We start from the raw sequence: 25,865 nt of genomic DNA, 5'->3' as shown, positions 1-25,865 counted from the left end.
ATTGTCCGTATGCAAGAGTTGTGGTCGCAGCGTGCGGACGCTGCGGAGGGGGCCGTCGTCGCACGGCACATGCGTCGGCTGTGGGGGCTACCGGGTACGACGTTGGGTGTCGTCGCCTGGCCACCGATTCGCAAGGAACGGGCGTTCCTACGCTGGCACTACTGGTGGCAGGCCCACCTGCTCGACTGCGCGGTCGACGCCGCAGATCGCGACCTCACGGCCAAGCGCCGTCGGCGATTGAACAAGATCACCCGAGCGCACCGAACCCGCAACGTCACCGGCTGGACCAACAACTACTACGACGACATGGCGTGGCTCGGGTTGGCGCTCGAACGCGCGCAGCGGCAGCACTTCGTCGGCAATCGCGGCGGCATCCAGCAGATCGAGACGGAGTTGTTCGACGCCTGGGCCCCGGCCGAGGGTGGTGGCATTCCGTGGCGCAAGAAGTCCGACTTCTACAACGCACCCGCCAACGGTCCGGCCGCGATCATGCTGGCGCGTACCGGTCGGCTGTGGCGTGCCCAAGAGATGGCCGACTGGATGGACCGCACCCTCAAAGACGAGCGCACGGGGCTGATTCTCGACGGGATGCACTCCACCCGCGCACTCGTCGACGCCGGAAAGCCCGGTGAGATGGAACGCGCCGTATACAGCTACTGCCAGGGCGTCACGTTGGGCCTCGAGACCGAACTCGCCGTTCGACTCGGCGAACCCAGGCACGCCGAGCGAGTCCATGCTCTGGTCGACGCCGTCGACAATCACCTGACCCGCAACCTCGTCATCACCGGCGGCGGTGGGGGAGACGGCGGCCTGTTCAACCCCATCCTCGCGCGCTACCTGGCGATGGTCGCGGTGGAGCTACCCGGAGACTCGGACGCCGACGATCGAGCACGCGAACTCGCAGCGGCGATCGTGCTGAACTCCGCCGAGTCGGCGTGGGAGAACCGCCTCGAAGTGGAGGACAACCCGCTGTTCGGAGCCGACTGGACCCGCGAGGCCCGTTTCCCGGGGCAAGGCCTGCACATCGCCACGTTCACCGAGGGAACCGTCCGACCGTCCGATGTGCCCGAGCGCGACCTCTCGGTGCAACTCGGTGGCTGGATGCTCATGGAAGCGGCCTACCGCGTCGCAGCTGCCGGCTTCTAGAACAGCCGGATACCCGGACCGCCTACTCGAGTACCTCTTCGACCTCGATGGTCTCTTCGGGTCGGGCCATTTCCTTGCGGTACTGCCAGATACCGAGTCCGGTTCCGACGACCAGCAGCACGACCATGCTGATCAGGACGGCGGGCATCAGCCACGGGATTCCCTGGATGAACGAGCCGAAGTAGAACCCGATCAGTAGCAGCACCGGAGCCCAGATGATGGCACCGAGGGTGCTGGCGATCGTGTACTTGCGGTGATCCATCTTCGCGGCACCCGCGACCAGCGGGCACAGGGTGCGCACCCAGGGAATCCACCGCGCGACCAGCACCGCCCAGAAGCCGTGCTTCTCGAGCAGGAGATTGACCTTGTGCAGGTTCTTGGTGTTGAGGTACTTGCCGTTCTTGCGGGCCACCAGCGTCGAGCCGGTTCGGTGACCGATCGAGTACCCCACCTGGTTGCCTGCGATGGCAGCGACCATCGCACCGAGCGACAGCGCCCAGATGTGACCGGTGCCCGACGCATGGGTCGCCATCACGATTCCGGCCGTGATCAGCATCGAATCCCCGGGCAGGAACAACCCGATGATCACCGCGCATTCGATGAACACGAACGTCATCACGATGATCCACACGACGAGCGGGCCTGCCGTCTCCAGCGGACCGAAACTGCCGACCGCCTGAACGGACACGCTCGGCAGCGCAGTGGTAATCGACGACATGGACTCGATCACTTTCGGAAGATCTCGATCAGGACTTGGTTTCCGGGGAGTGTGCCTCGATCACGTCGGTGGCCTCCCCGAGTGGAGTCTTGCGGGCCTTGACCATGCGCTTGCCGACCTCGATGACGATCGGGAGGACGGAGACGGCGACGATGAGGAGGAAGATGATGTCGACGTGGTCACGGATGAACGCGATCTGCCCGAGCAGGTACCCCAGCACCGTCACGCCCGCGCCCCAGAGGACGCCGCCGACGACGTTGTAGGTGAGGAACAGCGAGTACTTCATGTGCGACGCACCGGCGACGACCGGCGCGAACGTGCGCACGATCGGCACGAAGCGGGCCAGGATGATGGTGATCGGGCCGTGCTTCTCGAAGAATATGTGCGATTCGTCGATGTACTTCTTCTTGAAGAATCGCGAATCGTTGCTCTTGAAGAGGGCAGCGCCACCCTTCGTGCCGATGAGATAGCCGACCTGATCGCCGAGGATGGCCGCGATCGGGATCAGTATGACGAGAGTCCAGATCGACGCGAACGGCTCGATCTCGGTGGACTTCGAGGCCGCGATCAACCCCGCCGTGAACAGCAGGGAATCGCCCGGGAGCAGCGGGAAGAGCAACCCCGACTCGATGAAGACCACCAGCAGCAGCCCGATCAACACCCAATGACCGAAGGAGTTGAGCAGGTTCACCGGGTCGAGGAATCCGGGCAACAGAGCCAGGTTCGTCGTCATCGTGTCCGAGGCAGCTAGGAGACTCACCGCGCCCACACTACCGGCCGAAACTCGTAAGTCCTGAACAGATGATGAGGTGCGGCTGTGAATGCGATGGCGTGTTCTCCCAGCGGAACAACCTCGGGGATGCGGGAGTGGAGCCATCGGAACGACCTCGGGGATGCGGGAGTGGAGCCAGCGGAACGACCTCGGGGATGCGGGTACGCACGACACCGAGCCCGGGGGTTGCCATACTGCACTGGACACAATCGAACTTTTCAATGGAGGAATGACGCCGTGCCTATCGCAACTCCCGAGGTCTACGCCGAGATGCTGGGCCGGGCGAAGGAACACAAGTTCGCCTTTCCGGCAATCAACTGTGTGGGTTCCGAGTCCATCAACGCCGCCATCAAGGGCTTCGCCGACGCGGGTAGCGACGGCATCATTCAGTTCTCGACCGGCGGAGCCGAGTTCGGATCCGGACTCGGTATCAAGAGCATGGTCACGGGCGCTGTCGCACTCGCCGAGTTCGCGCACGTCGTAGCCGCCGAGTACGACGTCACCATCGCTCTGCACACCGACCACTGCCCCAAGGACAAGCTGGACACCTACGTGCGTCCGCTTCTCGCGATCTCGCAGGAACGCGTCGACGCCGGCAAGAACCCGCTGTTCCAGTCGCACATGTGGGACGGCTCGGCCGTTCCGATCGACGAGAACCTGGAGATCGCCAAGGACCTGCTGGCCCGCGCGGCGGCGGCGAAGATCATCCTGGAGATCGAAATCGGTGTCGTCGGCGGCGAGGAAGACGGCGTCGAGGCCGAGATCAACGACAAGCTGTACACGTCGAACGAGGACTTCCTCAAGACCGTCGAGGCCCTCGGTGCCGGCGACGCCGGCTCGCGCTACCTGCTGGCGGCGACGTTCGGCAACGTGCACGGCGTCTACAAGCCGGGCAACGTCAAGCTGAAGCCGTCGGTGCTGGCAGACGGCCAGCGGGTCGCGTCGGAGAAGCTGGGTCTGGCCTCGGGTTCCAAGCCGTTCGACTTCGTCTTCCACGGCGGATCCGGCTCGGCGAAGAGCGAGATCGAAGAGGCGCTGGAATACGGAACGGTGAAGATGAACGTCGACACCGACACCCAGTACGCGTTCAGCCGCCCCATCGCCGGACACTTCTTCTCCAACTACGACGGTGTGCTCAAGATCGACGGCGAGGTCGGAAACAAGAAGACCTACGACCCGCGCAGCTACCTCAAGAAGGCAGAGGCCGGCATGACGGCCCGCGTCGTCGAGGCCTGCAACGACCTCAAGTCCGCAGGTCGCAGCGTTTCCGCGGGATAGAGCGGCTTCGCCGCATGTGAACGGAACTTCGTAGTGGGCTACGAAGTTCCGTGCACATGCAGCGTCAGCTGCACACCTTCCACTGATCGCCTTCGAGGCGCAGGTCGAAAGTGCGCGGCGATCGATCGTTCGGGTTGGCATCGGTGTGCGCGATCACCTGGGCGATCGCGGTGGTGTCGTCGCCGACCTGGATGGCGTCGATGCTGTCGAGGGTCGGTATGTTGCCCTGCTCCAGCGAGACACGATGAACGTCGGCGAATTCGGCGTCCGGGATATCTCGGTAGAAGGCCGCCAGATCACCGCACGAGGTGCTGCGCAGCGTCGCGAGGTCGCCGCCGGCCAATGCTCGGGTGAACGTCTCGACGGTCGTCCTGATCCGGGCCTCAGGGGAGTCCTCGACGCTCGTGCGGTCGATCAGCACGTACGCACCGGCGGCCACTGCCGCGATCACGACAACAGCACCTATCAGCGCTGCCCACCACTTCTTGTGACTCGGCTTGCCGGACTCTGTCGGCGACGGCCCGACGCGCTGGGGACCGACCTGCTTGGGCCCGGCCTGCTGCGGCTCGATCTTTCGCGGGCCGACCGGCTGCGGCACAGCTGCAGGCGCTTTCTTCTCCGGCGCAACAGCTTTCGTCGGCGCGTTCGACGGGTTTCTCGGCGGGATGCGACGCGGTGCCGCGGTCGGCCTCGCGGATGGTTCCACCGGCGATTGTGCGGTCGGCTCGGTTCCCCGGTCCGGGGTGGCGTCGGCAGGCACCGCGTCCATCTTCTCGGTTGCCGCATCCTCGGCGGGGGTTCCTGCGGTCTGGTCGGCCTGTTTCTTCTTGCCCAGATCGATCTTCTCGGTGGCTGCGTCGGCCTCGGAGGGCGCCTTCTTCTTCTCGTCCGGCATGCGTTCTCCCTCGTTCACCGAATTCTTCCGAAAACCCACATGTTCTCGATTTCGTCAGCTGGCAGCCTATCGACCGTGTCCGCGGCCCAGCGCGAGCGTTCCGGGGGTGTTCGGACACGATTCGGTGACGTAGGGGCACAATGAGCGCCATGACTTCTTTCGGTGATCTGCTCGGACCCCAACCCACACTGTTGCCCGGCGACGACGAGGCCGAATCCGCGCTGCTGAACCACGAGGCTCCCGAAACGGTCGCGGCTGCACATCCGACGGCGTCCATCGCGTGGGCCTATCTGGCCGAGGCCGCGCTCGAGTCGGGTGCCACCATCACTGCGTACGCCTACGCGCGTACCGGCTACCACCGAGGCCTGGACCAGTTGCGTCGTAATGGATGGAAGGGATTCGGGCCGGTCCCGTACAGCCATGAGCCCAACCGCGGATTCCTCCGATGCGTCGCAGTCCTCGCCAAGGCGGCCCGCGACATCAACGAGCACGACGAGTACGCCCGCTGCCTCGACCTCCTCGAAGACTGTGACCCCAAGGCAGCAGAAGCGCTCGGCCTGGGCTGATCGAACCCGCGCCAGCCGGGCGCGGGGCCGGACCCGGCTGAAGTCGGGCACTGCTCGGCTGAAGTTGTCGCTGCTGCCGATCATTCAGTGCGCATTGGCGGCAGGTGTGGCGTGGTTCGTCGCGACGGACATCGTCGGCCACGAGAGCCCGTTCTTCGCGCCGATCGCAGCGGTGGTCTCCCTCGGCGTCTCGCTCGGTGCTCGGCTGCGCAGATCGGCCGAGCTCGTCGTCGGAGTGACGGTGGGCATCGGCGTCGGAGATCTGCTCATCTCGCTGATCGGCAGTGGGCCGTGGCAGATCGCGCTTGTGGTCGTGTTGGCCATGTCGGCTGCGGTGTTCCTCGACGGCGGGCCGATCATCGCGATGCAGGCCGGGTCGTCCGCTGTGCTGGTGGCGACACTCATTCCGCCCGGCAACATGGGTGGCCCCAACCGCATGGTCGACGCGTTGGTCGGCGGTCTGGTGGGCATCGCGATCGTGGCGTTGATCCCGACACATCCGGTCTGGCGGGCCCGCAAGGATGCGGCGAGCGTGTTGGCGACGGCTGCGAGTGTGTTGCAGAAGGTGGCGGACGGTTTGGTGGCGAACGATCCCAAACCGATCGAGGAGGCGTTGCGCAAGGCGCGTGCGACGCAATCGGGTATCGATGCTCTGCGTACCGATCTCAAGGGCGGTCGGGAGATCGCGCGAATTTCGCCGATGTACTGGAATCACCGCAATCGTCTGGCGGCGCTCGCGGCCACGGCCGATCCGATCGACAACGCCGTCCGCAACATCCGCGTGCTCGCGCGACGGTCGCTGACGTTGGTGCGCGACGACGAGATCCTCGATCCGCGCGTCGTCGACGAGGTGGAGAAGTTGGCGCATGCGGTCGAGGTGCTGCGGCAGATGATTCTCGCCGACCCGGGGCAGAAGCCGGATGCGGCAGAGGCGGCACGAGTGTTGCGATCGGTTGCGGCCGGTGCCAAGCCGGAGCTGATCTCGAACGCCGGTCTGTCGGCGACGGTGGTCCTGGCGCAGTTGCGGTCGATCATCGTCGACTTGCTGCAGGTCGCGGGCCTCAAGCGTATTTCTGCGTTGGCGACGCTGCCGCCGACGGTGAAGCACCCGCACGTCCCACCGGAGTTGTGAGCCGAACACACCATTGCATATATGCGTATGTACGCATATGGTGACTTCCGGAAGTCGACATCGGTCACCAGGGGGAGTCATGGGCGCGGGTCACGGGCACAGTCACGGCGTGGGCGGTCACTCGCCCGCAGGTGCGGGGCCGCCCCGATCCCGCGTGCGCAAGATGGTCATCGCGCTGGCGATTCTGGTGGTGTTCCTCGTCGTCGAGGCCACCGTCGCCGTGGCAATCGGCTCGCTCGGCCTGCTGGCCGATGCTGGCCACATGCTCACCGATGTACTCGGCATGTCGATGGGTCTGATCGCCCTGATGCTCGCCCGCAAGGGAAGTGCCGTAGCGGCAAGAACATTCGGCTGGCATCGGGCAGAGGTATTGACGGCCATCGCGAATGCCGTTCTGCTACTCGGCGTTGCGGCATTCATCATGTACGAGGCGATCTCACGCATCGGCGACGCTCCCGAAATACCTGGCGTGCCACTCATTCTCACCGCGTCGGCCGGTCTCGCCGCCAATATCGTCGTCATGCTGCTCATTCGCGGTGACGCCAAGGATTCCCTGGCCGTCCGCGGTGCATACATGGAAGTTCTGGCCGATGCGGTCGGCAGTGTCGGTGTGCTCGTGGCCGGCGTGCTGATGGTCGTGTTCGGGTGGACCTGGGCAGACATCGTCGTCGGCGTTCTGATCTCCCTCTGGGTGATCCCGCGTGCAATCAAGCTCGCCGGCTCGGCGCTGCGCATTCTCACGCAGGCGAGTCCGGCGGACGTCGACGTGGACGCGTTGACCGGCGACTTGAGCGCTCTACCGGGTGTGACGGGAGTTCACGACCTGCACGTGTGGACGCTGACCACCGGAATGGACGTGGCCACAGTGCACCTCGAGTGCGAGGGGTCGTCGTCGATGGTGCTCGACCGGGCCAGGTCGTTGCTGTCCACCTACGGCCTCGACCACGCCACGGTGCAGGTCGAACCGGCGGCTCACGGGCGGACCTGCAAAGAAGAGCTCACCTGGTGACGGTGCGTACCTCGGAGCCCGGACGCCACACGTCGATCTGCATGTGATCGTCCACCAGCGATGTCAGCACGACCTCGGTGATGTCGAGGTCGAACACGTGATACGGCACCAGCTCGCCCGGTGATGCGTCGAATATCGGTTGCAGCACAGCAGGATCGGTGATCTCGACGGCTACTCCGCTGATCTTCGCATCTCCGCCCTCCATCGAATGGTGCCCCGGGTTGCTGTGCAGCGCGAACCGGCCGTCGCGCTGCAGATCTCGCGCTTTGACGGCCCCGAGCATCGAACCGAGGCGCAGCACACCGCCGGCGGCGAATTCCACTTCGGTTCCGCTCACGCGCGGTGAGCCGTCCGCTCTCAGTGTCGCGAGAACATGGTGCTTGTTGGCGGTGAATCTGGCGTGTACCGCCGAGGCCAGGTTCGGGGCGGTTGTCGAGAACTCGTTCCACGTCGTCATGGCGGAATTATGCGACCCGGTACCGACAGTCGGGAAACACTGCACACAACTTTTCGGAAGCGACGGAATCCCGTCGATCGCGGTCGATATCGTGCAGTCTTTCCCGCGGTGTCCGCACGAAGCGACAGTTACAGCCAGAACCGCATCAGGTAGTTGCCGTTGCCGGCGAAGAACTCGGGCACACCGGACAGCCCGAACAGGGTATAGATGGCCCCGAAGAACGCGGAGTTGACTGCGGGCACGAACAGCAACGCGACGAGAACGAGGATTCCGTAACCCTTGAACTGGTTCAGCGATGCGCGGGTGGCAGGCGAGAGCGAGGGCTCCAGTGCGGCGTATCCATCGAGTCCCGGTACCGGAATCAGGTTCAGGATCGTGGCCATGATCTGCAGGAATGCCAGGAAGCTGAGCCCGTACCAGAAGGCCTGATGGGTGCCGTCGGTGCCGAACATGCGAATGACGATCAGGAGAATCACGGCGAGCACGGCATTGGCGAACGGTCCGGCGAGGGCGATGCGCCGCTGCGTCGACGCGGAGAACTGACCGGTCCGGAGGTACACAGCTCCGCCGGGCAGCCCGATCCCGCCGATCGCGATGAACAACACCGGCAGCACGATCGAGAGCAACGGGTGGGTGTACTTCAGCGGGTTGAGCGTCAGGTAGCCGCGGAGCTCGACTTCCCGGTCGCCGGCCCGAAAAGCGGTGTACGCGTGACCGAACTCGTGCAGGCACACCGAGGCGATCCAGCCGGCGAGGACCAACACGAACACACCGAGGCGTGCGGTGAGGGATGTGACGTCCTCGGCCGTCCATGCGAGGGCACCGCCCACTCCGGCGACGGCGAGAACGGCCACGAACACCGGGCTGGGCAGCACGGGACTGCGGCGCAACGGAACGGTCATCGGACCAGCAACCACTCCTGGTGGTGACGGTAGAACGTCGACCTCTTCACTGTTCTGTCGCCGGCGATGCCGTCGCGCATCAGGTCTGCGGCGGGGGAGCCGAGCTGCATCGCGCGTCCGCTCACCCAGCGGCGAGGTAGCAGGCGTCGACGGCTGATCACGCGCGCACGCAGACCCGGCAGCTCAGGAGTCGGTGCCACCTCGACGCCGGGTACGACCCCGGAGAACAAGCGAGTGTCGTCGACGTAGGCCTCGCCCTCGAGTTCTTCACCGCCCGCGCCGCCGAGGAACGCTCGACCGACGACGGCCTTGCCCGCGTCGTCGCGAATGAGGGGCGTGCTCGACGCTTTCCCGGTCAGCGCGACTTTCGCGGCGCGGGATCCGGTGCCGAGCTTGTAGATGTGGGCTGCGTTGGTCGCGGTGTCCGGCACGAACGCGACCTCGACGTGGAGGCGATCGGTGCGCATCAGTCTGGTCAGCACAGCAGCGAGCGAGGCGTCGTCGCCCAGCACGATGATGCGGGGTGCGGGAGCGTCTTCGATGTCGGCGAAGATCGCGCTGCAGTCGTCGTCGGTCGGTACGGCATCGGCGTTGCGCAACGGGACGTCGGTCAGCGTGATCGGCAGCGGCGGGTTACCGCAGTGCAGAACGAACGGTGTCACGGCGCTCCTAGATCTTCGGTGAACCCTCGAACGACCATAGTGCCCTCGTTTCGGCTCCACCGTAGCGGCATGCGGGCCAGCTCACCGCCTCGGCTAGACTGTTCTCCCGGCCACTGTCGCGCCTGCGACAAATGGTGACTGCTGCGTTCGACCGAGCAAAACTTGCAGCACGTCCTCGCACGAAAGCAACGTAGGAGAGCACATGCCGGCGATAGTCCTGATCGGCGCCCAGTGGGGCGACGAGGGCAAAGGCAAGGCCACCGACCTTTTCGGTGAGCGCCTCCAGTGGGTAGTTCGCTACCAGGGCGGCAACAACGCCGGCCACACCGTGGTTCTGCCGAACGGCGACAAGTTCGCGCTGCACCTGATTCCGTCGGGAATCCTCACACCGGGCGTGAAGAACGTCATCGGCAACGGCGTCGTCGTCGATCCGGGTGTGCTGCTCACCGAGCTCGACGGACTCGAGAAGCGCGACGTCGATACCACGAACCTGCTGCTCAGTGCCGATGCGCACCTGATCATGCCGTACCACGTGGCCATCGACAAGGTGACCGAGCGTTTCCTCGGTGCCAAGAAGATCGGCACCACCGGCCGCGGCATCGGGCCCTGCTACCAGGACAAGATCGCCCGCGTCGGAGTCCGAGCCGCCGATGTGCTCGACGAGAAGATTTTGACCCAAAAGGTCGAAGCCGCTCTGGAATTCAAGAATCAGGTGCTCTCGAAGATCTACAACCGGCGTGCGCTGGATTCGCAGCAGGTCGTCGACGAGGTGCTCGAGCAAGCAGAGGGTTTCAAGCACCGCATCACCGACACCAGGCTGCAGCTCAACCTGGCGCTCGAGCGCGGCGAGACCATTCTTCTCGAGGGATCGCAGGGCACGCTGCTCGACGTCGATCACGGCACGTACCCGTACGTCACGTCCTCGAACCCGACGGCCGGCGGTGCATCGGTCGGTTCGGGTATCGGCCCCAACAAGATCGGGACCGTCCTCGGCATCCTGAAGGCCTACACGACGCGTGTCGGGTCGGGACCGTTCCCGACGGAGCTGTTCGACAATCACGGTGAGTACCTGGCCAAGCAGGGCGGCGAGGTGGGCGTCACCACCGGTCGCGGACGTCGCACAGGGTGGTTCGATGCCGTAATCGCGCGATACGCCACCCGCGTCAACGGCATCACCGATTACTTCCTGACCAAACTCGACGTGCTGTCGAGCCTGGACACGGTCCCCATCTGTGTCGCGTACGACGTGGATGGTGTGCGACACGACGAGATGCCGATGACACAGACCGGTTTTCATCACGCGAAGCCGATCTACGAAGAGATGCCCGGTTGGTGGGAAGACATCTCCGGTGCCCGCACCTTCGAGGAACTGCCGATCAACGCGCAGAACTACGTGCTGCGTCTCGAGGAGCTCTCGGGTGCGTACATGTCGTGCATCGGCGTGGGACCGGGACGCGACGAAACCATCGTTCGCCGGGACATTCTGCGGTAGGCAGTCCGGTCGAGATCGAAGCCCCGAGGCATGCGGCCTCGGGGCTTTTTCGTGCCATGGGTACTCGAGCTGAATTCGGTCCGAAAAAGAGTCGAAAACAATCTGAAAGGCGAAGAACTGCGGCCAACGCACAGACCCGCCGCTCTTCTATCCCCTTTTTTGGTCGAAGATGTTGGTGAAAATGCCGTTTACGTGTCTATCGACGCTTTACACTTGAACTAAATGTGTAAACAAAGAGTCCGAAAAATGCGGCTTAAAAGTCTCGTGGACTTTTACTATCACTTGGGTAACGGGCCAGCTGGCCATGACGAAACAATGAGCATCGCACCAGTTGCGGAGGCCCATGTTTCGGCCGACCGACCCGCACCGGGTCACCCCCTCACCGGCCTGTTCTCGAAGGCCTACGACGAAAGCAGAACGTACACATGAACAAGGCAACAAAGGGTGCAGTAGCGGCAGGGGCGGCGGCGGTCCTGCTGCTGGGTGGTTTGGGTTCCTATGCACTGTGGCAGGACACCGAAACGGTCACGGGTGGCACGATCGACTCGGGCGAGCTCAATTTCGATCCGGTTGCCGGCACGGCGAACTGGACCGAAACGTCCGTCACTCCGAATGCAGATCTCGGAACCGATCCCTCGACGTTCTTGATCGTGCCCGGCGACGTTCTCGAGTACACGACCGACTACGTGGTCAACTGGGCGGGAGACAATCTCCGCGCCACCATCACCGCTGACTTCACCGATGTCGCCGGCGACACAGACCTTGCGGCGGCGCTCGACACCGAGGTATCGGTCAACGGTGGAACGTCCCTTCCGAACGGTTCGGCCGTGGACCTACCGCTGACCACATCGCCTCAGACCATCACGGTCGCGGTCACGATTACGTTCGATCAAGCGACCGCCGATCTGATCGCGCAGAACGAGAGCGTCGACCTGAACGCCTTCACCCTGACGCTCGACCAGGTTCGCCCCCTTCCCTGACAGTGACCAACAAGTACGGCCGATATTGGGCGCTGGCAGCCGCGTCCGTCGCTGTGGTGGTCTTCGGATCAGCACAGACGACGGGCGCGCTGTGGCGTGACGAGCAGATGGTTCCAGGCGGAACCATCAACTCCGGCACGCTGGACATCAAGGTCGGCCCGAACGGAGCAGAAGTGAACGATTACGTTCTCGCTGCACTCGGTTCGACGAATCTTGGGCCCAACGGCTTCTCGCAGGCACCGCTGTCGATACGGAACTCCGGCAACGTGCCGTTCAACTTTCGGCTGCAGGGAACCACGTCGACCGGAACAGTCCCCCTCGTCTTGACTGCGACAATTGTTTCGGCTGAGTCGAATTGCCCGGCGACAGGTGCACCGACGGGTCCGACGGCACAGCTGTACAGCGGGAATGCCAGTGGTGCGCAAGCTCCGGTGCCACCGGCGGCCAGACTGTTGGCCGCTGGTGCCCGCGAAGTGTGGTGCTTCCGGCTCGCCGTCGGTGCCACTCCGCCGCAGGACGCTACGTCGACGGTGGCGTTCTCGTTCCGAGCGGACCAGACATGAATGCCGACGACGACACAGACGTGATCGAAACTGTGACGGATGTGTCCGAGGAGAACCGGACCGGTGTCTGGTGGTGGGTGAGCCGGATCGCGTCGTACACGCTTCTCGCGGCGATGTTGTTCGTTCTCGGGGTGACCGTCGTTATTCCGAAAGTCACCGGTTCGACGCCTTACACGATTCTCACCAGTTCGATGAAGCCGTCGTATCCACCGGGAAGTCTTGTTGTGGTCGAGCCCGCAGGCGCAGACGAACTCGAGGTAGGAACCGCGATCACCTATCAAATCCGTTCGGGCGAACCCGAAGTGGTGACTCACCGCATCGTGGCGACCCAGCAGAGCGGACGAGGTATCACCACCTATGTCACTCGCGGCGACAACAACGGATCGGACGACGAGAACCCGGTGCAGATCGGGCAGATTCGCGGAAAAGTCTGGTACTCGGTGCCGTACATGGGCTACGTCAACAACTGGCTGAACGGGGAACAACGGAAAATCACGGTGACCGTCATTGTCGTCGGTTTGGTCGGGTATGCACTGTTCATGTTCGTCGGGGCTGGTGTCGATCGCCACCGGAGTCGGAAGGAGGAGTCGCCGTGAGGCACAGCACCTTTGTCGCCTGCACGGCCGTTTTCGCCGGCGTCGCAGTCGTGTTGTTCCTCGGTGCCGGATCGACCCGCGCGCAGACCGTCAAGTACAGCGACGACGGGAGGGAGTGGGCGGCGACCCTTCGAAGCGCATTCTTCGACAACGATATTCGGTGGGTTCCCGGCGATGCGCGTGAATCACAGTTCCACGTGTTCAACGACACCGACCGGGACGGACGGCTCTGGCTGACTTTCGACAGCGACAACCCGGCGTTCCTCCGATCCCTGAGCGTCTCGATCGGTGGCGGCGAGTCGGCAGAATCCTGCGCGTGGATCGACCTCGCGGCCGGGCAGAAGAAGCGCATCGACGCCACGATCGCAATGGCCGAAGCTGCCGGAAACGAGACCCGCTCCTCCTCTGCTGCAGTTGATCTCGTTGTGCAGTGGGACAACAGCAACAGCTCCGAGTGCCCGGAATTTTCGGGTGCGCGGGCGGAAATGGAAGGGGCGCAGCCCTGATGGCGCGTCACGGTAGTGATTCTCGTTCTTCGAGCGTGCTGCGCCGCATCGGTCTGGCGCTTATCAGCGCTCGCGCCCGGGCAATCATGTCGATCGGCATCGTGCTCGGCCTCGGCGCGGTGGGAACCCTTGCTGCATGGTCGGATACGGCAACGGCGACGTCGGGTGTATTCACGACGGGGCGCATCGATATCCAGCTCAACGGTTCGAATGCCCAGGCAACCATGTCAACTCTGAACAAACTCAACCTCGTACCCGGGGACACTCTGGCTGCCGACATCATTGTCAACAATGCAGGCACTGTCCCGTTCAACTACAAGATCACAGCCGCTGCCTCCGGTGCTTCGATCGGAGCCGTGCTCAGCACGTCGTTCTACACTGGGACGGCTACGGGCAACGCGTGCACCGGGTCGCTTGTCGGGACGCTTGCCCCTCTGACGCTGACTGCGCAGCCGCTCAAGTTGAGCGGCACCGATGCCAACGTTCCTCTTGGTGCAGGTGTCAACGCGCCGATGTGTATGAGCGTCACGATGCCTTTGGGTACTTCGGTGCCGAATCCCGCGGCGTCCGGATCGATCAACTACTCGTTCGAAGCGACGTCGACCTAGCCCATGACCGACATTCCGAAAGAAGTCGAGCCCGACGGCCCACGGCCCAGTCGATTGCTGCGCGAGTTCGCCCTGACCATCGGTGCCCTTGCGGGCCTCGTCTGTGTCGCGGCGGCCGTGGGAGCCTTGCTGTTCGGCTTCACTCCGCTGGTCTTCCGTTCAGGGTCGATGGCTCCTGAGATCGAGACTGGAGCCCTAGCGCTGAGCAGGACGGTGCCAGCGGAAGACATTCGAGTCGGGGATGTCGTCAACGTGACCAACGCTGCGGGTGACAGAATTACCCACCGAGTCGTGGCCGTGAACGAGGTCGCCGGAACCGCAGCGTTGACCCTGAAGGGTGACGCGAACGCCGAACCCGACCTCGAAACCTACGTCGTCACCGAGGCAGACAGGGTTCTGGTCAGCGCACCCAAGCTCGGCTACGTCGTTACCTGGCTGAGCGGTCCGGTTGCAGCGTTCGCCGGAGGTGTCCTCGTCGGTGTGCTTCTCATGGTGGCCTGGAGGCCGCGCGACAGGAAGCGGACCGAGTCGACCGGAGCAGTCGGAGAAGCGGCTTCGAAGATGTCCGGTGGGCGACATTCCAGGTCGACACTGACGGTTGCGATCGCAGTCGCAACCGTCGGCGCTGTCGGAGTCGCCTCTGCCAATGCCCCGACAACTGTTGCAGCATGGACGGACTCGATATCAGCGACCAGCGGCACCTTCACTACCGCCCTGCCGCCGGTTCCCGTACCCACTGGTGTGAACTGCATAAACCGCAATGGCTTATTAGGTTTGGGCGATCACGTGAGAATGTCGTGGACTGCACCGACCGGCACCGGATTCACCTACCGATGGACGATCACAAGGTCACCGCAGAACGGGCAGGCCGATCGTGTCGAAGCGGTAACGGGAACGTCGGTGGACATCACCAACGGCGGGCTTCTACTTGGTACCCGCACGGGCACGTGGATTTTCACGGTCCAAACAGTCTCTGGAACCCGGCTGTCGCAACCGAGCTCGCCTGTCAGTCTCACGATGGCAGCGGCCTTGGGGCTCGCACTGCCGACTGTGCGGTGCCCCAGTGCAGGCCGACAGGCGCGCACTGCGCCGGAGGAACTGGTTCCGTCTGGACCCTCGACGACAGTTCCGACCACCACGGGATCTCTGCCATCGGCTGCGCCGACGACAACGACGACCGTCCCTCCGACAACGACGACCGTCCCTCCGACAACGACGACCGTCCCTCCGACAACGACGACCGTCCCTCCGACAACAACGACTACCCCGCCAACCACCACCGACACACCTGCCGCCGCCCCGGCACCGCCACCGGAAGAGACCACGACTACCCCGCCGGCTCCGGTGGCTTTGTCCACCCCGCAGACCTCGCCGTCGGGGGCGTCGACTGCCCAGGTCGTCGACATCGACGGCTCTCCGACTCTGCAGATCGTCGACACGACCGGCGCAGTTCAGTACAGCGCTCCCGCCTCGTCCAGTGAGGCATACGGCTACGGCGTCAATTGGTCGGCTGGGGATCAGCTGTGGCTACTCGGTCCGGATCAGCTCGTTCGTCTCGACGGCAGCGGCGGTTCGTGGTCCCGGTCGGTGGTCGATCCGACGGCAACGGATCAGATTCCGTCGGAGATTCTCGCGCTGTTGAATTAGCGAACTCTTACATATATGTCCGAATCGAACTGCGCATCTGGCCGTCTTTGTGGATAATCGAGTCCAGGTAAAGCGACGGAAGGTCGGGCTATGACTGACAATTACAACGGATTGGAAGTTTTCAGCTACCAATTTGATCGCTTCGCTTACGAACATCCCTGGATCGGTGCTCAGGCCGGTGAATTCATGCTCGGTCCCGAGGGCGGGGGAATGCTCGAATTCACACACGCGACCGTGTTCGCCCTTCCCGAGGGTGGAGCCCATGAAGTGCACGGCCCCATTCTCGATTGGTACCTCGGTCACGGGGGACCCTATGGCGCACTTGGCTATCCGATCAGCAACGAGCGCCCGACACCCACCGGCTCCGGTCGATACAACCTCTTTCAGCGCGGAGCCATCGGGTGGTTGCCCGGTGTCGGCGCTTTCACGATCGGCGGTAGTGCGGAGGAAACGGACGTCAGTCCCGGGCCGGAAGCGGCTTTGGTATCGACGGTCGGCAGCTCCATCCCATCTTTCGAGATATCGGCATAAATTACATTCCCCGTCCCCGTTTTTGGCGGTCTATTCAAACCGAGAGTCCGAATAGCGGCGAGGTCAATTCAGAACAGTGTCGGCTCGTCGAATCCCGGTACTCCCTCGATCCCGAGTATTCGTTGTTTGGTGTTCGTGCCACCGGGTGCCGAGAACCCGCCGACTTCCCGACCCGCGCCGAGTACTCGATGGCACGGGACAATGATCGGCACCGGATTGCGCCCGAGCGCCCCGCCCACTGCTTGCGCCGCGCCGGGATAGCCGAGTCGGCGAGCTACGTCGCCGTAGGTCAGCGTCGCGCCCCGCGGAATCTCGCTGCACACGGTGTATACCGAGGCGTCGAACTCGGAGACGTCGAGGACCAGCGGAATCGGGCTCATATCGACTGCCCGTCCATCGAGCAGGGCGACGATTCGCTCGATCGCGTCGCCCGCGAGTCCGTCGGCCGGTCCCTGAACGGCACCGAAGCCGGACAGGTAGTCCAGCATCGCCTCGTCCGACGGTTCGGGCAGGGCGACGGCAACCACTCCGTCCTCGGTCCAGGCGATGCCGCAGCGGCCGATGGCGGTGTCGAAGAGCGTGCAGCTCGGCATGGGTCCAGTATCCACCCGTACCACTTCGGCAGTCCAGTTGAACCAAGAATGGACTTGAATATCAGAGGCCAGTGGGCGAATACTGGAAAGCATGGCCTCGAGAGTTCTCAACGCAACGTCACTGGCCCGCGATCTCGGCAGCTGGCGCGGCGACGCGTCCTCCGATGGATCCGGGAGGCGCAAGGCGTCGCGTCCGACGTATCGTGCGTTGGCCGATGGCGTCCGTCTGCTCATTCACGACGGCCGAATTCCGCTCGGAGTCGGTCTGCCCAGCGAGCGTGATCTGTCGGCGGCTCTCGATCTCAGTCGCACCACCATCACATCCTCGTACGCGGTGTTGCGAGACGAGGGTTATTTGATCAGCAAGCAGGGATCGCGCAGTACCGTCGCCCTCCCCGCTGCACCCACCCCGAACGGACTGTTGATTCAGTCGACGTCGCCCTCAGGTCCGGTGGTGGACATGTCTCACGCGGCGATGTCCGCTGCAGACGGCACCATGACCGCCGCGTACGAATCTGCGCTGCAAGCACTTCCGACGTATCTTCCGACGCACGGCATGGAACCGATCGGACTGGCGGTGCTGCGGGAGGCCATCGCACAACGCTTCGTCGCACGTGGCCTGCCGACGACGGCGGATCAGATCATGGTGACGTCCGGTGCGCAGCAAGCGGTTCGGCTGCTGCTGGGCACGTTGACGTCGCCCGGTGATCGGGTACTCATCGATCACCCGACGTATCCCAATGCCCTCGAAGCGATCAGAAGGGTGGGTGCCCGGCCGGTGCCGGTGCCGGTCCGTCCTGCGAACGGTGACTGGGATCTCGACGGGATTCGCAGTGCCGCACGGCAGACCGCCGCCAAGGTCGCGTATCTGATTCCGGATTTCCACAATCCCACCGGTCAGGTGCTCGATGCCGAGGGGCGGGCCGAACTCGCACGCATCACCCGCGACACCCGTATGACGCTCATCGTCGACGAGACGATGGTTGACCTGTGGCTCGACGCTCCGCCGCCGCCGCCGGTTGCGTCGTTCGGGCGGGTCTCGGGCTCCGATATCGTCACGATCGGCTCTGCGTCCAAGTCGTTCTGGGGCGGGCTGCGCATCGGGTGGATCAGGGCGCATCCGTCGCTCGTCTCGCAGCTGGCCGGCTCGCGGGCAGCGCACGACCTCGGCACCTCGATCATGGATCAGTTGGCGTCCTCTTTCCTACTGCAGGACGCCGAACCAGCGCTCGAACTTCGTCGATCGCAACTACGTGAGCGCCGTGACGTACTCGAAGATGCTCTGGCCGAACATCTTCCGGACTGGCGCTATCGCCGCTCCGAGGGCGGAATGTCGCTGTGGCTGCAGCTGCCTGCTCCGGTGTCGAGTGCGCTCGCCGCTACTGCTCCGGCGTTCGGGGCGGTGCTGGCTGCGGGTCCACGATTCGGCGTCGAGGGTGCATTCGAGCGTCATATCCGGTTGCCGTATACCCGTGAGCCGCAAGAGCTTCGGGCCGCCGTCGCCGCAACGGCCGGGGCGTATCGAGCCCTCGCTCCCAGCGCCGAGGCGGAGCAGCCGGCCCTGGTGTTCTGAGCGGCTGTGTTCTGACCCTGAACTCGAAGTTATGGATGGAAATGAGCCGAAAGCGTCCACAACTTCGAGTTCGGCGCGAGCGGTTACGCCCAGACCGAGGCGATATCGGTTGCCGTGGCGGGCGGTGGCGTCGGGACCCCGTTTTCGGTGCGGGAGAACCGCGGTGCCGGACGGTGCTGCGTGACGCCGCCGACGTCGATGAGCGAGTCGCGATCCTTCATGTGCGGGTGGTTCGGGGCCTCGGCGAAGGTGAGGACCGGTGACACACACGCATCGGTGCCGTCGAAGATCGCGGTCCACTCGTCACGGGTCTTGGACAGGAATGTAGCGACGAACTTTTCGCGCAACTCCGGCCAACGAGACTTGTCCATCTGCGGCGGCAGGTCCGCATCGGAGAGGCCGAGGCCGGTGAGCAACTGCGCGTAGAACTGTGGTTCGAGCGAGCCGACTGCCATGTACTGGCCGTCGGAGGTCTCGTAGGTGTCGTAGAACGGAGCGCCCGTGTCGAGCAGGTTGGTACCACGCTCGTCGCTCCACGCGCCGACGCCGCGCCAGGCCCAGATCATGTGCGAGAGTGCTGCGGTGCCGTCGACCATGGCCGCGTCGACCACCTGTCCCTGTCCGGAATTCTGGCGCTCGTAGAGCGCGGCCATGATGCCGAAGACGAGGAACATCGAGCCGCCGCCGAAGTCGCCGACCATGTTCAGCGGCGGCACGGGCCGCTCACCCTCGCGGCCGATGGCATTCAGTACGCCGGTGACGGAGATGTAGTTGATGTCGTGGCCTGCGGTCTGCGCCCAGGGGCCTTCCTGGCCCCAGCCGGTCATGCGCCCGTAGACCAGGCGCGGGTTGCGGGCGAGGGTGTCGTCGGGTCCGAGGCCGAGGCGCTCGGTGACGCCGGGGCGGAAACCCTCGATCAGCACGTCTGCGCGTTCGACGAGACCGAGCACCTTCTCGATGTCGGCCGGGTCCTTGAGGTTGGCCTCGACGATGGTGCGGCTGCGCAGCTGGTGGTCGTGAGGAGAGATCTGCCCGGCGCGCTGGACGCGCACCACGTCTGCACCGAGGTCTGCCAGCAGCAGTGCGGCGTGTGGGCCGGGGCCGATGCCCGCGAGTTCGACGATGCGGAGCCCTGCCAGCGGTCCACCAGTGTTAGCCACGTTTGTTGCCTCGTTCCGACTCGTCAGCTGCGATTGTGAATGGAGACTAACTTGTACTAGGGCGTCCAAGTGATGTGGGTGTGGATAATAGGGCTGTGACTGCCCCAGATCCCGTCCGTATCGGTACTCCGCTCACTCCCGGGGCCACCCGGGTGATGCTGCTCGGCTCGGGTGAGCTGGGCAAAGAGGTGATCATCGCGTTCCAGCGCCTCGGCGTCGAGGTGATTGCCGTCGATCGCTACGACAATGCTCCCGGCCATCAGGTCGCCCATCATGCATTCACGATCGACATGAGCAACTCCGAAGAACTTCTGGCACTGATCGATTCGCAGCAGCCGGACTTCGTGGTGCCGGAGATCGAGGCCATCGCCACCGATGCCCTGGCCGAGGTCGAAGCCAGAGGCCGGAGTGTCGTGATTCCCACGGCCCGGGCGACGCAGTTGACCATGAACCGCGAGGGCATCAGGCGTCTCGCGGCCGAGGAGCTCGGGCTGCCGACGTCGCCCTATGCGTTCGCCGATTCGCTGGACGATGTTCGAGAAGCGTTGTCCACCATCGGCTTTCCTGCTGTCATCAAACCGGTCATGTCGTCGTCGGGCAAGGGTCAGTCCGTCGTGCGCAGCGAGGACGATGTCGAGGCTGCGTGGGACTACGCGCTGAAGGGTGGCCGTGTCGATCTCGGTCGCGTCATCGTCGAGGGATTCGTCGATTTCGATTACGAGATAACACTTCTTACCGTCCGAGCGGCCAACGGAACGTCGTTCTGCGAGCCGATCGGGCACCTCCAGGAATCCGGTGACTACATCGAATCCTGGCAACCCCAACCGATGTCCGACGCGGCCCTGGCGGGTGCGCGTGATGTTGCCGAGCGGATCACGACGGCGCTCGGTGGGCGTGGGTTGTTCGGCGTCGAGCTGTTCGTTCAGGGCGACAACGTGTACTTCTCCGAGGTCAGTCCGCGGCCGCACGACACGGGTCTGGTGACGCTTCGCACGCAACGCTTCTCGGAGTTCGAGCTGCATGCCCGCGCCGTTCTCGGTCTGCCGATCGACACGACGCTGCTCTCACCCGGTGCATCCGCGGTGATCTACGGCGGAGTCGATGCGGATGGCATCCACTTCGACGGCGTCGCCGATGCGTTGGCCGTCCCCGAGACCGACCTGCGCCTGTTCGGCAAGCCGACGAGTTTCGTCCGGCGTCGGATGGGGGTTGCGGTGTCGACGGCCTCGGACGTCGAGACTGCTCGCAACAGGGCACGCGAGGCCGCAGGCAAGGTGCATCCCGTCGCCTGACCCGATACAGGGCAGACTTGGCCCATGAGCGCGCTCGGAGAAGTCCTGGTCGGCCTGGTGATTCTGGTGGGCCTCGTCGGCATCGTGGTGCCGATTCTGCCCGGCACCATCCTGATCTTCGCTGCCGTCGGTGTGTGGGCGTGGTTCACCGGCGGAGCCGCCGCCTGGACCGTGTTCGCGATCGCGACGGTGCTGCTGGTTCTGAGTGGCGTGGTGAAGTACACCTGGCCGGGCCGGCGCATGCGGGAGGCCGGAGTACCGATGCGATCGCTGATGGTCGGCGGTCTGCTCGGCATCGTCGGGTTCTTCGTGATACCTGTCGTCGGGCTGTTCATCGGCTTCATCGCCGGCGTCTACGTGGCCGAAATTCCCAGGCACCGCAATCATTCCGAGGCATGGCGGTCCACGGTGCACGCCACCAAGGCCGCCGGGTTGTCGATTCTGGTGGAGCTGTTCGGTGCCCTGCTCGCCTCGGCGGTGTGGCTCGGCGGAGCTCTCTTCGTCTAAGTGACGCGGTACCAGGCCCGGGCATTACCGTCGAGCACGGCTGGTAGGTCGCCGCCGACGGCATGGGAGATGATGTCGATGTCGGTCTCCGAGAACGGACGCGGAGCGCGGGTACCCGGTAGATCGGTGCCGAACATCAACGCTGCCGGATTCACGCGGTGGATCTTCTGCAGCGTGTCGACGATGTCCAGGTCCACTCGGCCGAATCCTGTTGCCTTGACGCGTACTCCGCGGTCCACGAGGTCGAGAAGATACGGAAGTCCCTGCGTGGACAGACCCAGGTGATCGATGCTCACCGCCGGAAGTTTCGCGAGGATCGGTTCCAGCGAGAGCAGCAGGGACGCGTCGACGTACAGCTCGGCGTGCCACCCCACCAATTCGTGCACGCGACGTGCCTGGGTGGTGAGCATCTCGACGTCGGTCTCGCCGCGCTTGAGATTGAACCGCATTCCGCGCACGCCCGCGTCGTTCAACGCGACGATGTCCTCGTCGGAACACTCCGGATCGATCTGGGTGACGCCGACCCAGCCGCGTCCCAAAGTCTCGAGTGCAGCGAGTAGGTAGGTCTGGTCGGTGCCCTGAAACGATCCCGACACCACCGCACCGCCCGTGATACCGAGCCCGTCGACGTCGTAGAGGTAGTTCGAGATCGTGTACGGATCGGGCAGGAAACCGTGGTTCTCGATGAGCGGAAACTTCGGGTCGATGATGTGTAGGTGGGCGTCGAACACGGCCCCCAGCATGCCAGCTCGCGCATTCGGCGTCGCGGCCACCGGTCGTGGTGTTTGAATTCGAAACATGAAACCGGAGACCACAGTCGTTCTCGATGGATACACCTACTTCGAATGTCCGCGCTGGCACGAGGGGAGGATCTGGGTATCGGACTTCTACAGCCATCGCGTCGTATCCGCCCTCGAAGACGGCACCGACGTACGGGTCGAAGCCGAGGTGCCCAATCAGCCGTCGGGTCTGGGGTGGTTGCCCGACGGCCGGCTGCTCATCGTGTCGATGCGCGATTACAAACTGCTACTGCGTGAGAACGACGGCTCGCTGACCGTGCACGCCGATCTGTCGACGTATGTTCGGGCGAACCTCAACGACATGCTCGTCGACGCCCAGGGCCGCGCGTACATCGGGAACTTCGGCTTCGATCTGATGAACTTCGCGCCCGTCGAGACGGCCGATCTGATTCGCGTCGACCCGGACGGTTCCGCGCACGTCGTGGCGTCGGACCTGTATTTTCCCAACGGGATGGCGTTCACGGCTTCGGGCGAACTGCTCGTGGACGAGACGGTCGGCAACCGGGTCAGTGCTTTCGACATCGCCGAGGACGGATCGTTGGGGGAGCGGCGCGACTGGGCGAAGTTCGGCGAACTACCGACGTCGACGGATATGGCGACGGCCATCGGCGAGGTGAAAGTGGCGGCCGACGGGTGCTGCATCGACACCGACGGCACCATGTGGATCGCCGACGCGCTGGGGCAGCGGGTGCTGCACGTCGCTCAGGGCGGTGAGATTCTTCAGCAACTCGATTTCGATCTCGGGGTTTTCGCCTGCGGACTCGGCGGATCCGACGGCCGCACGCTGTTCGTCTGCGCTGCACCGGATTTCAACGAGCATCAACGCAAAATCGAAACCGAGGGAAAGTTGTTGGCGGTTCGGGTTTAGAGCGCTTCGCGCATGTGAGCGGAACTTCGTAGTGGGCTACGAAGTTCCGCTCACATGCGGCGCCAGCCGCTCTAGGCCTTGTCGGGCTCGGATGCCTTCAGCATGTCCTCGCGCTCGACGACCTTCACGCGTTCGCGGCCTTCGGGCTCGCCGAGTGAACGCTCGTGCGCGTCGAGGCGGTACCAGCCATCCCAGGTGGTGAAGGGGACCTGCTTGCCTTCGAGGAACGAGGTGACCGCGTCCAGATCCGGCTCGGCCGCACCGGCGAAGCTCGGCGCATCCTCGAGCAGGTTCGCGACGGTCTCGTTCGCGTCGCCCTTGGTGTGGCCGATGAGGCCGACGGGTCCGCGCTTGATCCAGCCGGTGACGTACGTGGCGGGAACGGGTGTGGTGGAGTGCGGGGACTCGACGACGCGTCCGGCCTCGTTGGGGATGGTGCCGGCTTGCTCGTCGAAGGGGAGCTCGCTGATGTTCTGGCTGAGGTAGCCGACTGCGCGGTAGACGGCTTGGACGTCCCAGTCGTTGTACTTGCCGGTGCCCTTGACGTTGCCGGTGCCGTCGAGCTCGGTGCGTTCGGTGCGTAGGCCGACGACCTTGCCGTCCTCGCCGAGGACCTCGTGGGGGGATTCGAAGAAGTGCAGGAACAGCTTGTGCGGGCGGTTGCCGACGTCGCGGATGGCCCAGTCCTGGAGGGTGTTGGCGACCATGTCGATCTGCTTGGAGCTGCGGCGGGCCTGCTCGGAGCCCTCGTCGTAGTCGATGTCCTCGGGGGCGACGATGACCTCGATGTTGGGCGAGTGGTCGAGCTCGCGCAGCTCGAGCGGGGTGAACTTGGCCTGGGCGGGTCCGCGGCGTCCGAAGACGTGCACCTCGATGGCCTTGTTGGCCTTGAGGCCGTCGTAGACGTTGGCGGGGATTTCGGTGGGGAGCAGTTCGTCACCGGTCTTGGCGAGGACGCGTGCGACGTCGAGGGCGACGTTGCCGACACCGAGGACGGCGACCTTCTCGGCGTCGAGGGGCCAGGTGCGCGGCACGTCGGGGTGCCCGTCGTACCAGGAGACGAAATCGGCCGCGCCGTAGCTGCCCTCGAGGTCGATACCGGGGATGTTGAGGGCGCGGTCGGCGTTGGCGCCGGTGGAGAAGATGACGGCGTCGTAGAAGCGACGTAGGTCGTCGAGGGTGATGTCGTTGCCGTAGTCGATGTTGCCGAGCAGGCGGACCTGCGGCTTGTCGAGCACCTTGTGCAGGGCGGTGATGATGCCCTTGATGCGCGGGTGGTCGGGGGCGACGCCGTAGCGAATGAGCCCGAAGGGGGCAGGCATCCGCTCGAAGAGGTCGATGCTCACGCCCGGTCCGCTGACATTGTGGTCGGACTTCATGAGCGCATCGGCGGCATAGATGCCGGCCGGTCCGGCACCGACGATGGCGACGCGGAGTGGACGAGTCTGATCAGTCATGTGCAGCGAGCTACCTTCTTCGAGGGAAGTGCGGACACCCCAGCATAAATTAAGGACAACCTGAGCTGGGGCAGTGGGCAACTTGCCGGATTTCCCGGTTTCCGGTAGGAATTGCTCTGTGCAGACGACATACCTGGTCCGACGGTTCACCGTCGACTTCTGTCGTACCTGCACCAACATGTGTTGTCGGTGACCTGACCCGACGCCCTTCCCCTCCCTGAACAGGACGGGACCCTCTTTCGACGGCAGCGCTGCCTGGATCAGCCCTCTCGCCGTGCACAGATTCGAGGACACATGACCACCCTGGAACAGACCACCACGCTCACTCTCGACAAGTTCGGCCCGTCGTTCGGCGCCGAGGTCATCGGCCTGGACGTCGCCTCGGCGACCGATGCGCAGGTTCATGCCGTGGGCCGCGCCCTCGTCGAACACAAGGTCCTGGTGCTGCGCGGGCAGGCATTCGACGACGCGGCACACATCGAATTCGGTCGCAGACTCGGTGACCTCACCGCAGGTCATCCGGTGCACGACAGCGGCCACGTCGCCCCCGAGGTGTACGCGTTGGACAGTCAGGACAACGGTTTCGCCGACGTCTGGCACACCGACGTCACGTTCATGGAACGCCCGCCGATGGGGTCGATCCTGCGTCCCGTCGTCCTGCCCCCGCACGGCGGTGACACCAACTGGGCCGACAGTCAGCTCGCCTACGAGTCGCTGTCGGCACCGGTTCGCCGCATGATCGACGGACTCACGGCAATCCACGACGGCAACCGAGAATTCGGCTACTACCTCGCGCAGAAGCGCGGCGGAAAAGGCAACGTGTGGGACGGCAAGGAAGTCACCGCGCTTGTTCCCGTCGAACATCCCGTCGTGCGGGTCCATCCGGAAACCGGCCGCAAGGGGCTGTTCGTCAATCCGGGTTTCACCTCCCACATCGTGGGGGTGTCCGAGGCCGAGAGTCGCGGGATCCTGGATCTGCTGTACGCGCACCTGACCAAGCCCGAACACATCGTGCGGCACCGCTGGCGATTGGGCGATCTGGTGTTGTGGGACAACCGCAGTACTTCGCACTACGCCAACCGCGACTACGGCACCGAGCGCCGCACGATGCACCGCATCACGTTACGAGGAGACATCCCGGTCGGCCCCCGATAG

General features: G+C 64.4%; 28 protein-coding genes. 18 read left to right on the top strand and 10 right to left on the bottom strand.

Translation table 11 applies throughout. From position 1 onward, the window contains the following. Positions 1 to 9 precede the first annotated feature (9 nt). Positions 10 to 1,146 (top strand): glycoside hydrolase family 76 protein, encoded by a 1,137-nt coding sequence (locus MTX34_RS04920; RefSeq protein ID WP_243594555.1) that lies wholly within the window; start codon positions 10 to 12, stop codon positions 1,144 to 1,146. A gap of 22 nt (positions 1,147 to 1,168) precedes the next feature. On the opposite strand, the gene MTX34_RS04915 is transcribed toward MTX34_RS04920, so the two are convergent. Continuing rightward, positions 1,169 to 1,864 carry a DedA family protein gene (locus MTX34_RS04915; RefSeq protein ID WP_243594554.1) on the bottom strand — a complete coding sequence of 232 codons (696 nt, stop codon included), beginning with the start codon at positions 1,862 to 1,864 and terminating at the stop codon, positions 1,169 to 1,171. Positions 1,865 to 1,892: 28 nt separating this feature from the next. After that, complete coding sequence (locus MTX34_RS04910; RefSeq protein ID WP_243594699.1) at positions 1,893 to 2,597, bottom strand: VTT domain-containing protein; 705 nt, start codon at positions 2,595 to 2,597, stop codon at positions 1,893 to 1,895. Positions 2,598 to 2,873: 276 nt separating this feature from the next. Here MTX34_RS04910 and fbaA point away from each other — a divergent pair, with 276 nt between their 5' ends. Further along, positions 2,874 to 3,914 carry a class II fructose-bisphosphate aldolase gene (gene fbaA / locus MTX34_RS04905; RefSeq protein ID WP_243608639.1) on the top strand — a complete coding sequence of 347 codons (1,041 nt, stop codon included), beginning with the start codon at positions 2,874 to 2,876 and terminating at the stop codon, positions 3,912 to 3,914. A 64-nt stretch (positions 3,915 to 3,978) separates the two neighbouring features. Here the strand turns inward: fbaA and MTX34_RS04900 are convergent, their stop codons facing one another. Further along, positions 3,979 to 4,809 carry a hypothetical protein gene (locus MTX34_RS04900; protein WP_243608638.1) on the bottom strand — a complete coding sequence of 277 codons (831 nt, stop codon included), beginning with the start codon at positions 4,807 to 4,809 and terminating at the stop codon, positions 3,979 to 3,981. 149 nt (positions 4,810 to 4,958) lie between these two features. Here MTX34_RS04900 and MTX34_RS04895 point away from each other — a divergent pair, with 149 nt between their 5' ends. From MTX34_RS04895 to MTX34_RS04885, 3 genes are all read left to right on the top strand, one after another. Beyond that, complete coding sequence (locus MTX34_RS04895) at positions 4,959 to 5,375, top strand: DUF3151 domain-containing protein (RefSeq protein ID WP_032397398.1); 417 nt, start codon at positions 4,959 to 4,961, stop codon at positions 5,373 to 5,375. A 64-nt stretch (positions 5,376 to 5,439) separates the two neighbouring features. Further along, the gene (locus MTX34_RS04890) at positions 5,440 to 6,507 is read left to right on the top strand and encodes an aromatic acid exporter family protein (RefSeq protein WP_374230263.1); all 1,068 of its coding nucleotides are present in this window, start codon (positions 5,440 to 5,442) and stop codon (positions 6,505 to 6,507) included. Between the two features lie 79 nt (positions 6,508 to 6,586). Continuing rightward, on the top strand, positions 6,587 to 7,516 hold the full coding sequence (locus tag MTX34_RS04885; RefSeq protein ID WP_243608637.1) for a cation diffusion facilitator family transporter: 930 nt from the start codon (positions 6,587 to 6,589) through the stop codon (positions 7,514 to 7,516). On the opposite strand, the gene MTX34_RS04880 is transcribed toward MTX34_RS04885, so the two are convergent. The 3 genes from MTX34_RS04880 to MTX34_RS04870 all read right to left on the bottom strand — a co-directional run bounded on the left by MTX34_RS04880 (position 7,506) and on the right by MTX34_RS04870 (position 9,537). Further along, entirely contained in the window at positions 7,506 to 7,973 is a 468-nt protein-coding gene (locus MTX34_RS04880; RefSeq protein ID WP_243608636.1) for a pyridoxamine 5'-phosphate oxidase family protein, read from the bottom strand. The two genes, MTX34_RS04885 and MTX34_RS04880, sit on opposite strands and share 11 nt — an antisense overlap. 128 nt (positions 7,974 to 8,101) lie before the next feature. Beyond that, the gene (locus MTX34_RS04875; RefSeq protein WP_243608635.1) at positions 8,102 to 8,875 is read right to left on the bottom strand and encodes a site-2 protease family protein; all 774 of its coding nucleotides are present in this window, start codon (positions 8,873 to 8,875) and stop codon (positions 8,102 to 8,104) included. Beyond that, positions 8,872 to 9,537, bottom strand: coding sequence for a hypothetical protein (locus tag MTX34_RS04870; protein ID WP_243608634.1), 666 nt, complete (start codon positions 9,535 to 9,537; stop codon positions 8,872 to 8,874). The genes MTX34_RS04875 and MTX34_RS04870 overlap by 4 nt, the downstream gene beginning before the upstream one ends. Before the next feature lie 202 nt (positions 9,538 to 9,739). On the opposite strand from MTX34_RS04870, the gene MTX34_RS04865 reads away from it, so the two are divergent. The 8 genes from MTX34_RS04865 to MTX34_RS04830 all read left to right on the top strand — a co-directional run bounded on the left by MTX34_RS04865 (position 9,740) and on the right by MTX34_RS04830 (position 16,460). Further along, positions 9,740 to 11,029 carry an adenylosuccinate synthase gene (locus MTX34_RS04865; protein ID WP_243594547.1) on the top strand — a complete coding sequence of 430 codons (1,290 nt, stop codon included), beginning with the start codon at positions 9,740 to 9,742 and terminating at the stop codon, positions 11,027 to 11,029. Positions 11,030 to 11,454: 425 nt separating this feature from the next. Then, complete coding sequence (locus MTX34_RS04860) at positions 11,455 to 12,009, top strand: alternate-type signal peptide domain-containing protein (RefSeq protein ID WP_243608633.1); 555 nt, start codon at positions 11,455 to 11,457, stop codon at positions 12,007 to 12,009. 2 nt (positions 12,010 to 12,011) lie between these two features. Next, on the top strand, positions 12,012 to 12,572 hold the full coding sequence (locus MTX34_RS04855; protein ID WP_243608632.1) for a hypothetical protein: 561 nt from the start codon (positions 12,012 to 12,014) through the stop codon (positions 12,570 to 12,572). After that, on the top strand, positions 12,569 to 13,168 hold the full coding sequence (locus tag MTX34_RS04850) for a signal peptidase I (protein ID WP_243608631.1): 600 nt from the start codon (positions 12,569 to 12,571) through the stop codon (positions 13,166 to 13,168). Before MTX34_RS04855 ends, MTX34_RS04850 begins: the two co-directional genes overlap by 4 nt. Next, positions 13,165 to 13,674, top strand: coding sequence for a hypothetical protein (locus tag MTX34_RS04845; protein ID WP_243608630.1), 510 nt, complete (start codon positions 13,165 to 13,167; stop codon positions 13,672 to 13,674). Before MTX34_RS04850 ends, MTX34_RS04845 begins: the two co-directional genes overlap by 4 nt. Before the next feature lie 35 nt (positions 13,675 to 13,709). After that, complete coding sequence (locus tag MTX34_RS04840) at positions 13,710 to 14,282, top strand: TasA family protein (protein ID WP_243608629.1); 573 nt, start codon at positions 13,710 to 13,712, stop codon at positions 14,280 to 14,282. A gap of 3 nt (positions 14,283 to 14,285) precedes the next feature. Then, positions 14,286 to 15,929, top strand: coding sequence for a signal peptidase I (locus tag MTX34_RS04835; RefSeq protein ID WP_243608628.1), 1,644 nt, complete (start codon positions 14,286 to 14,288; stop codon positions 15,927 to 15,929). A gap of 90 nt (positions 15,930 to 16,019) precedes the next feature. After that, a complete protein-coding gene (locus MTX34_RS04830) occupies positions 16,020 to 16,460 on the top strand; it encodes an LGFP repeat-containing protein (protein WP_243594540.1) in 441 nt (146 codons plus the stop codon). A gap of 68 nt (positions 16,461 to 16,528) precedes the next feature. Here MTX34_RS04830 and MTX34_RS04825 read toward each other — a convergent pair whose 3' ends face one another. Next, the gene (locus MTX34_RS04825) at positions 16,529 to 17,053 is read right to left on the bottom strand and encodes a methylated-DNA--[protein]-cysteine S-methyltransferase (protein WP_243608627.1); all 525 of its coding nucleotides are present in this window, start codon (positions 17,051 to 17,053) and stop codon (positions 16,529 to 16,531) included. A gap of 91 nt (positions 17,054 to 17,144) precedes the next feature. Between MTX34_RS04825 and MTX34_RS04820 the strand changes: the two genes are divergently transcribed. Beyond that, entirely contained in the window at positions 17,145 to 18,626 is a 1,482-nt protein-coding gene (locus tag MTX34_RS04820; protein WP_243608626.1) for a PLP-dependent aminotransferase family protein, read from the top strand. An 83-nt stretch (positions 18,627 to 18,709) separates the two neighbouring features. Here the strand turns inward: MTX34_RS04820 and MTX34_RS04815 are convergent, their stop codons facing one another. Further along, positions 18,710 to 19,786 carry a CaiB/BaiF CoA-transferase family protein gene (locus tag MTX34_RS04815; RefSeq protein ID WP_243608625.1) on the bottom strand — a complete coding sequence of 359 codons (1,077 nt, stop codon included), beginning with the start codon at positions 19,784 to 19,786 and terminating at the stop codon, positions 18,710 to 18,712. Between the two features lie 95 nt (positions 19,787 to 19,881). Between MTX34_RS04815 and purT the strand changes: the two genes are divergently transcribed. Continuing rightward, a complete protein-coding gene (gene purT / locus MTX34_RS04810; protein WP_308198476.1) occupies positions 19,882 to 21,078 on the top strand; it encodes a formate-dependent phosphoribosylglycinamide formyltransferase in 1,197 nt (398 codons plus the stop codon). Between the two features lie 24 nt (positions 21,079 to 21,102). Then, on the top strand, positions 21,103 to 21,585 hold the full coding sequence (locus tag MTX34_RS04805; protein WP_243608624.1) for a DUF456 domain-containing protein: 483 nt from the start codon (positions 21,103 to 21,105) through the stop codon (positions 21,583 to 21,585). Here MTX34_RS04805 and MTX34_RS04800 read toward each other — a convergent pair. Then, complete coding sequence (locus MTX34_RS04800) at positions 21,582 to 22,316, bottom strand: amidohydrolase (protein ID WP_243594536.1); 735 nt, start codon at positions 22,314 to 22,316, stop codon at positions 21,582 to 21,584. The genes MTX34_RS04805 and MTX34_RS04800 overlap by 4 nt on opposite strands. Positions 22,317 to 22,383: 67 nt before the next feature. Here MTX34_RS04800 and MTX34_RS04795 point away from each other — a divergent pair, with 67 nt between their 5' ends. Then, the gene (locus tag MTX34_RS04795; RefSeq protein WP_243608623.1) at positions 22,384 to 23,253 is read left to right on the top strand and encodes an SMP-30/gluconolactonase/LRE family protein; all 870 of its coding nucleotides are present in this window, start codon (positions 22,384 to 22,386) and stop codon (positions 23,251 to 23,253) included. A 71-nt stretch (positions 23,254 to 23,324) separates the two neighbouring features. Here MTX34_RS04795 and MTX34_RS04790 read toward each other — a convergent pair whose 3' ends face one another. Then, positions 23,325 to 24,710 (bottom strand): FAD-dependent oxidoreductase, encoded by a 1,386-nt coding sequence (locus MTX34_RS04790; protein ID WP_243608622.1) that lies wholly within the window; start codon positions 24,708 to 24,710, stop codon positions 23,325 to 23,327. A gap of 294 nt (positions 24,711 to 25,004) precedes the next feature. On the opposite strand from MTX34_RS04790, the gene MTX34_RS04785 reads away from it, so the two are divergent. Next, positions 25,005 to 25,865 (top strand): TauD/TfdA family dioxygenase, encoded by an 861-nt coding sequence (locus MTX34_RS04785; RefSeq protein ID WP_243608621.1) that lies wholly within the window; start codon positions 25,005 to 25,007, stop codon positions 25,863 to 25,865.

The organism is Rhodococcus sp. ARC_M5 (genome assembly GCF_022810405.1).
Classification (GTDB): Bacteria; Actinomycetota; Actinomycetes; order Mycobacteriales; family Mycobacteriaceae; genus Rhodococcoides; species Rhodococcoides navarretei.
Note: the sequence above shows the minus strand (reverse complement) of the source record. Positions and strands in the feature narration are given on the sequence as shown.

What these genes read in the sequence shown, in the direction of transcription:
- MTX34_RS04825 (WP_243608627.1), bottom strand. Translation starts at nt 17,053, where the DNA reads ATGCCGAGCTGCACGCTCTTCGACACCGCCATCGGCCGCTGCGGCATC.
- MTX34_RS04880 (WP_243608636.1), bottom strand. Translation starts at nt 7,973, where the DNA reads ATGACGACGTGGAACGAGTTCTCGACAACCGCCCCGAACCTGGCCTCG.
- MTX34_RS04860 (WP_243608633.1), top strand. Translation starts at nt 11,455, where the DNA reads ATGAACAAGGCAACAAAGGGTGCAGTAGCGGCAGGGGCGGCGGCGGTC.
- MTX34_RS04790 (WP_243608622.1), bottom strand. Translation starts at nt 24,710, where the DNA reads ATGACTGATCAGACTCGTCCACTCCGCGTCGCCATCGTCGGTGCCGGA.
- MTX34_RS04885 (WP_243608637.1), top strand. Translation starts at nt 6,587, where the DNA reads ATGGGCGCGGGTCACGGGCACAGTCACGGCGTGGGCGGTCACTCGCCC.
- MTX34_RS04795 (WP_243608623.1), top strand. Translation starts at nt 22,384, where the DNA reads ATGAAACCGGAGACCACAGTCGTTCTCGATGGATACACCTACTTCGAA.
- MTX34_RS04850 (WP_243608631.1), top strand. Translation starts at nt 12,569, where the DNA reads ATGAATGCCGACGACGACACAGACGTGATCGAAACTGTGACGGATGTG.
- MTX34_RS04910 (WP_243594699.1), bottom strand. Translation starts at nt 2,597, where the DNA reads ATGACGACGAACCTGGCTCTGTTGCCCGGATTCCTCGACCCGGTGAAC.
- MTX34_RS04895 (WP_032397398.1), top strand. Translation starts at nt 4,959, where the DNA reads ATGACTTCTTTCGGTGATCTGCTCGGACCCCAACCCACACTGTTGCCC.
- MTX34_RS04820 (WP_243608626.1), top strand. Translation starts at nt 17,145, where the DNA reads ATGGCCTCGAGAGTTCTCAACGCAACGTCACTGGCCCGCGATCTCGGC.
- MTX34_RS04900 (WP_243608638.1), bottom strand. Translation starts at nt 4,809, where the DNA reads ATGCCGGACGAGAAGAAGAAGGCGCCCTCCGAGGCCGACGCAGCCACC.
- MTX34_RS04835 (WP_243608628.1), top strand. Translation starts at nt 14,286, where the DNA reads ATGACCGACATTCCGAAAGAAGTCGAGCCCGACGGCCCACGGCCCAGT.
- MTX34_RS04920 (WP_243594555.1), top strand. Translation starts at nt 10, where the DNA reads ATGCAAGAGTTGTGGTCGCAGCGTGCGGACGCTGCGGAGGGGGCCGTC.
- MTX34_RS04785 (WP_243608621.1), top strand. Translation starts at nt 25,005, where the DNA reads ATGACCACCCTGGAACAGACCACCACGCTCACTCTCGACAAGTTCGGC.
- MTX34_RS04865 (WP_243594547.1), top strand. Translation starts at nt 9,740, where the DNA reads ATGCCGGCGATAGTCCTGATCGGCGCCCAGTGGGGCGACGAGGGCAAA.
- MTX34_RS04830 (WP_243594540.1), top strand. Translation starts at nt 16,020, where the DNA reads ATGACTGACAATTACAACGGATTGGAAGTTTTCAGCTACCAATTTGAT.
- MTX34_RS04875 (WP_243608635.1), bottom strand. Translation starts at nt 8,875, where the DNA reads ATGACCGTTCCGTTGCGCCGCAGTCCCGTGCTGCCCAGCCCGGTGTTC.
- MTX34_RS04805 (WP_243608624.1), top strand. Translation starts at nt 21,103, where the DNA reads ATGAGCGCGCTCGGAGAAGTCCTGGTCGGCCTGGTGATTCTGGTGGGC.
- MTX34_RS04915 (WP_243594554.1), bottom strand. Translation starts at nt 1,864, where the DNA reads ATGTCGTCGATTACCACTGCGCTGCCGAGCGTGTCCGTTCAGGCGGTC.